Origin of the sequence: Brochothrix sp., assembly GCF_017549435.1 — a bacterium.
Lineage (GTDB): Bacteria > Bacillota > Bacilli > Lactobacillales > Listeriaceae > Brochothrix > Brochothrix thermosphacta.
On sequence record NZ_JAFYUW010000064.1, the window covers coordinates 1 to 6,402 of the forward strand.

Annotated in this window: 6 protein-coding genes; all 6 read left to right on the forward strand. The window is 33.5% G+C overall.

Annotated features, from left to right (window positions below):
• Positions 1–1,752 (forward strand): cation:proton antiporter (locus IKV95_RS04420; RefSeq protein WP_287451439.1); only part of this gene is annotated, 1,752 nt, incomplete at its 5' end.
• A 452-nt stretch (positions 1,753–2,204) separates the two neighbouring features.
• Positions 2,205–2,351 carry a teichoic acid D-Ala incorporation-associated protein DltX gene (locus tag IKV95_RS04425; RefSeq protein ID WP_080712920.1) on the forward strand — a complete coding sequence of 49 codons (147 nt, stop codon included), beginning with the start codon at positions 2,205–2,207 and terminating at the stop codon, positions 2,349–2,351.
• A gap of 38 nt (positions 2,352–2,389) precedes the next feature.
• On the forward strand, positions 2,390–3,907 hold the full coding sequence (gene dltA, locus IKV95_RS04430) for a D-alanine--poly(phosphoribitol) ligase subunit DltA (protein WP_069118699.1): 1,518 nt from the start codon (positions 2,390–2,392) through the stop codon (positions 3,905–3,907).
• Positions 3,908–5,092, forward strand: a complete 1,185-nt coding sequence (gene dltB, locus IKV95_RS04435; protein ID WP_069136530.1) for a D-alanyl-lipoteichoic acid biosynthesis protein DltB — start codon at positions 3,908–3,910, stop codon at positions 5,090–5,092.
• Positions 5,093–5,122: 30 nt separating this feature from the next.
• Entirely contained in the window at positions 5,123–5,359 is a 237-nt protein-coding gene (gene dltC, locus IKV95_RS04440; RefSeq protein WP_029091640.1) for a D-alanine--poly(phosphoribitol) ligase subunit DltC, read from the forward strand.
• The coding region (gene dltD / locus IKV95_RS04445) for a D-alanyl-lipoteichoic acid biosynthesis protein DltD (protein ID WP_287451440.1) at positions 5,356–6,402 on the forward strand (1,047 nt) is incomplete at its 3' end. The genes dltC and dltD, both read left to right, overlap by 4 nt.

Consider the following 6,402-nt stretch of genomic DNA (forward strand, 5'->3'; position numbering starts at 1 on the left):
GATGGTGCGAATGTTGATAAAAAAGCATTATGGAGACAACGAAAATCAATTATTTCTTTATCGTTAGGCTTGGTATTTCTAACTGTGGGAGTGCTAGGGATGTTTATTCATTATCTGTTACCAACAATTCCTTATGCTGCTGCATTTGCGTTGGCTGCCGCTTTAGCACCGACAGATGCAGTGGCTGTTAGTGCGCTTGCTGAAAAAGTTCAAATGCCTCACAAAGTAATGCATACACTTGAAGGTGAATCTTTGATTAACGATGCGTCAGGATTAGTATCATTTCAATTTGCAGTTTTGGCACTCGTGACAGGCACTTTTTCATTGATGACAGCTAGCACGACATTTGTACTTTTATCTGTCGGCGGTGTTTTGTTAGGTGCGATACTAAGTAGTTTGAAAATAATGTTTATGCGTTTATTACGTCAGTTAGGAATTGAAAATGAAACTTCATTTATGTTGATGGAAATTTTATTGCCATTCCTTATCTTTATGGTGGCAGAAGCTGTAGGTGTAAATGGTATTTTAGCAGTTGTTAGTGGTGGTTTAGTACATTCAATGTCATACAAGCGTATGAATCCTGAAACCGCACAACTCAATACATTGTCTAAAAACACTTGGTCAGTGATAACATTCAGTTTAAATGGCTTAGTGTTTGTATTATTAGGAACACAGTTACCGAGTATATTACAAAAAATATGGGCAAACCATGACCTCGATAAAGGAATGCTTTTTGTCTATATTATAGCAATCACAGGTTTATTATTAAGTATACGCTTTTTATGGTTATTATTTTTCCGCAATTTCGAAAGTGAAATTATATCATCTTGGAAAGAACGATTAAAAAGTACATTCCTCTATACCATTTCTGGTGTCCGTGGCACGATAACACTTGTCAGTGCTTTATCTTTACCACTTGTATTAGGCAATGGGAATACATTTATTGAACGAGATCTTTTGATTTTCTTAGCATCGGGTGTCATTATTACAACCTTATTATTAGCTAATTTTTCTTTACCTTTATTTGCACCTCGAAAAATTAAAGCAGAAAAAAACATAAATAATGACGTTGAAATTGATATGTTGCGAACAATCATCAAAGAGTTAAAACGTTACCAAACGGAAGCGAATAAAGCTGCCATATCTAAGGTAATAAAAATTTATAATGAACGAATTTTCGCATTAAGTGACAGTGAAGAACTGTTTGAAAGCGGTAAAAAATTACGTATAAAAGCAATCGAATGGCAATTGGAGAATACTAAAAAATTAGTACTTGAAAAAGATATCGATGTGCGTGTCGCAGTACCTGTATTTAAGCGATTATACAAAAAATACTTTGCAATGACGCGCCAACAAAAGCGACACAAAGATTTATTCTATCGTCAAATTTGGCGTAAAAGAATACGTTCTTTACGATTAAGACCTTTAAGTGGTGAAGAGCGTCGTCAGCAACGGGCATTGTTGCAAGATGAAAATAATCGTTTTGTTGTTAAGCAAGTTAAGGAGTTACAGAATCCACAATTCAGTGAAGAGGTAAAAGATTTATTTATTTTAAGATTTGAACGTCGCGATCCTAACGTGAGTAATGAAAGTACAACGGGAAGTGTTCAAGATTTAATGGATTTTGCAACTCAAATGGAACGTGAATTAATACAAACGAACTTTGAAACAGGTAAATTGACGCGTAAAGAAATGAAGAGTTACCGTGATAATTTGTTAGCTATTGAAAATGCGATTCAATTTGTAGAATAATGGAAAAAGAAAAGCGTCTTGCATATTTTGCGGGACGTTTTTCTATGTTTTTGTCTACTAGAGGTCAAGCATTTAGGTGCAAATTAATATTGAAATACTGTGGAATAATCATATAGTAAATGAATGTATAATAATATCGAATAGAGTTACGCCAACATGACAATATTGTAATATTAGTATAAAAACGTTAAAAAGCCTTATTTTATGGTATCATAGAACATTGTAAGCCAAAATGTTATTAACAACTATCTTTAATTTATTGCAAAAACAAAAAAAATATGTAATTATGAGAATAGAACTTTGTATCACGATTGTTACATCTTGTAATGATTTTGTAACAAAGAATGGTCAGAACAAAATCTCCTTTAATTAGTGAGAAAAATATAAAAACGCTAAAGCGATGTAACAACTTAAGAAAATGCAATCTTGAGGTTGTATGAAGGAGTGTTGAAATGAAGAGTCATTTGCAAAAATTACGCGAAAATATTTGGTTAGTAAGCACCGTCAAAACTATTTTTTATTTTGCTGTATTTTTAGTATTGATTTACATTTATATTGATAATAATGCAGGCAGCAATTTCATTTATAATGAATTTTAAGATTAAGGGAGGCAGAGGCTTTTTAGCACTCGAAAACTATGAATATTATTGAAAGAATTAATGCTGTTACAAACAGTGCTCCAAATAGTAAGGCATATACAATTAATGGCGAGAGTCATTCATATGAAGAGTTGAAAAAACGTTCAGATGCAATGGCGTTTTATTTAGTTAATACAGCAAAATTAAAAAGAGGAACACCGATTATAATTTTTGGAGGCAAACAGTTTGAAATGATTGTTAGTTTCTTAGGTGCAATTAAAGCGGGCCATCCCTATATTCCAGTAGATAGCCATACACCATTGGCTCGACTCGAACAGATTTTAGCTGTTTCAAAACCACAGCTTATCATAGCAGTTGAGGATTTACCTAGTGATTTGAATGTGGTGAGCAAAATTGTTTCTATAAAAGAATTGAAAGAAATTGTATCATCAAATTGTGTAGAGATTCCATTAGAGCAAGCAATTAATAAAGATGAAACTTTTTATATCATCTTTACATCAGGAACAACAGGGGTACCAAAAGGCGTTGAAATTAGCCACGATAACCTTGTTAGTTTTTCAGAGTGGTTGCTCAATGATTTTGATTTAGGAACGGGTAAGAACTTTTTAGATCAGGCACCTTATTCGTTTGATTTATCGGTAATGAACCTTTACCCATCATTATTAAGTGGCGGCAACTTAGTTCCATTAGATAAAGAAACAACGCTTAACTTTAAAAGCTTATTTGAAAAATTACCAGGAATGGCTCTAGATGTTTGGGTTTCGACACCATCATTTGCAGATATTTGTTTAATGGATAAAGCATTTAATGAGGCTAATTATCCCAACTTGCAACGTTTCTTATTTTGTGGTGAAGAATTGACGCTTAAAACAGCTACTAAATTAATAGAACGTTTCCCAAAGGCTGCTATTTATAATACATACGGTCCCACAGAAGCAACGGTAGCTGTAACACAGGTATTAATTACAGAAGAAATTGTTAATAAATACGCTCGTCTTCCGATTGGTCGTGTGAAAGAAGACACTGAAATTATTATCGTTGATGACCAATTACAACCAGTTCCAACCGGTGAAATTGGTGAAATGATTATTTTAGGGCCTGCTGTATCTCGAGGATATCTTGAAAATCCTGAAAAAACAGCTGAATCATTTGTTTTAATAAATGGGCAACATGCTTATCGTACAGGTGATTTAGGAAAATTCGAAAAAGATTTACTATTTTATCAAGGACGAAAAGATTTCCAATTAAAATTTAATGGTTACCGAATCGAATTGGAAGATATCGATCATCATTTAGAAAAAGTTAGTTTTGTACAACGAGCAAGTGTGGTGCCGAAGATGTTAAATCATAAAGTGCAAAATTTAATTGCTTATGTTGTGGCAAAGCCACATGAATTTGAGAAAAACAATCAATTAACGCAAGCGATTAAAGCAGAATTAGCACCCTTGGTGATGGATTATATGATTCCGGGTCGATGGGTTTATGTTGATCAGTTACCATTGAGTGCAAATGGTAAGGTTGATCGCAAAGCATTGATTAACGAGGTGAACAAGTAAATGAGTATTCCATATAACGGGCCAATGTATCTTATTTTAATGATTATTATGTTGAGCCCGCTAGTTATAGGTCTATTGCGTGGTAAACGCTATTTGATTTATCAAAACATTGTAACACTGGTCTTACTATATCTTATTTTTGGAGGCAGTCATTGGCATCAAGGTGTTGCGATTTTATGCTACGTCGCTTGGCAATGGTTGCTAGTCTATAGCTACTTTAAGTATCGCAGTAAGAAAAATAATAGTTATGTATTTTACGGGGCAGTATTGTTAGCAATTGCACCTTTAGCGGTATCAAAAATAACACCATTACTTGCACACGAAACATCAATCGTAGGTTTCTTGGGGATTTCATATCTAACATTTAAAGCCGTACAGATGGTAATGGAAATGCGCGATGGTCTCATTAAAAAATTCAGTTCTTTAAATTTTTTAGAGTTCTTACTGTTCTTCCCGACAATTTCATCAGGTCCAATTGACCGTTATCGTCGTTTTGAAAAAGAACATCATTTACCACCAACAAAAGAAAAATATGTTACGATGCTTGATAAAGGTATTTTTATGATTGTTTTGGGATGTTTGTATAAATTTATCATTGCTTATTATATCAATTTATATGCCATTGATTATTTACATAAAACAGCACTCATTAATGGTTTCTTCTCTCTCAATACATGGGCTTACATGTATAGTTATAGCCTTTACTTGTTCTTTGATTTTGCTGGTTATAGTCTATTTGCAGTTGGTACAAGTTATATCATGGGTTATACAGTGCCTATCAACTTTAACAAACCATTTTCTAGTCCAAATATTAAAGAGTTTTGGAATCGTTGGCACATGAGTCTTTCTTTCTGGTTCCGTGACTTCGTATTTATGCGTTTAGTGTTCACGATGATTAAAAAGAAAACTTTTAAGAGTAAGATATTGATTTCAAATATCAGCTATATGTCCCTGTTTCTTTTAATGGGTCTGTGGCACGGTTTAACATGGTATTATGTTGCTTATGGGTTATTTCATGGGTTAGCAATATGTGTAAACGATGCTTGGATACGTTATAAGAAGAAACATAAGAACTTACCGAGTAACTGGGCAACCTATGCTCTAGCGGTATTTATTACATTCAACACCGTCTGCTTTAGTTTCTTGATTTTCTCAGGAATACTAGATAAGATGTTCTTTAAATAAAATTTATTAAGATAAAAGGAGATTATTATTATGGATATTAAAACAGAGGTATTAAATATTTTAGAAGAATTAACAGGTAGTGATGAAGTGAAAACAAATCCGGATATTGATTTATTTGATGAAGGTTTATTAGACTCAATGGGCACAGTTCAATTATTAATTGAAATTGAGAGTGTTTTAGATATCACAGTGCCAGTATCAGAATTTGAGCGTGAAGAATGGGCTACTCCAACAATGATTATTAAAAAGGTTGCCGAATTTCAATGAAACGTAAGCTAATCATGGCTATAGGACCAGTTATTGTAGCCGTGGTCCTGTTAATAGCCGTGTTTACTCTTCCGATGTTTGAAGGGAAGATTACCCATGAAACGCTTAAAAATGCTGCGGTTGTTTCACAAGTTAAAGTGAAGCGCAGTGATTCCATCTACAGAGCAGCAATGAAAGACCCGCAGTTTATTCCTTTTTTTGGGTCTTCAGAATTACAACGTTATGATCCGTTTCATCCAGATGCATTAGCAGATAAATATAAACGTGATTATACACCCTTTCTAATCGGCCATGCAGGAACAGAATCACTAGATCACTATCTTACAATGCAAGCAATGGGTGACAGTTTAAATAATAAAAAAATGGTGTTCTTTGTGTCTCCCCAATGGTTTGTTAAAAAGGGTGTCTCAAAAGGTGCTTTTAATGCAAACTTTTCAACACTACATGCGATTGATTTCATCAACAATAGCGGCATCGGTGAAACGGAACGTCGTTATGTAGCAAAACGAATCTTACATTACGGCTCAACAAAAGCAGATACAATCATCACTAATGCATTAGAAAATATTAGTAATGGCGAGGAACTAACAACAATTCAAAAAAAATATATTGCTGCTAAAAGAACAATCTTAGAGAAAAATAAAGATGTTTTAGGTAGTCATATTCCAGATAATAGCTGGGATCTTTTAAACAAACAAGAAAAGAAATTACCTGAAACATATAATACACAATCATTGGACAGTCTTGCTTTGAAAATTGCTGAAAAAAACACGACTAATAATGAATTTCGTATTAAAAATTCTTTTTATACAAAACATGTCGAGCAGAATTTAGAGAGACTTAACGGCTCGCAAAAACATTTTAATTATTTACAATCGCCAGAATATGCTGATTTCCAAGTCGTTTTACAGGAATTAGCACGACAAAATGTTGATGTACAATTTGTGGTTACACCTGTTAACAGTAAATGGCGTGAATATACACAATTATCTCAAGAGATGTTAGATGAATTTTCAACTAAGATTGATCACCAAATCACTTCA

What these genes read in the sequence shown, in the direction of transcription:
- IKV95_RS04425 (WP_080712920.1), top strand. Translation starts at nt 2,205, where the DNA reads ATGAAGAGTCATTTGCAAAAATTACGCGAAAATATTTGGTTAGTAAGC.
- dltB (WP_069136530.1), top strand. Translation starts at nt 3,908, where the DNA reads ATGAGTATTCCATATAACGGGCCAATGTATCTTATTTTAATGATTATT.
- dltC (WP_029091640.1), top strand. Translation starts at nt 5,123, where the DNA reads ATGGATATTAAAACAGAGGTATTAAATATTTTAGAAGAATTAACAGGT.
- dltA (WP_069118699.1), top strand. Translation starts at nt 2,390, where the DNA reads ATGAATATTATTGAAAGAATTAATGCTGTTACAAACAGTGCTCCAAAT.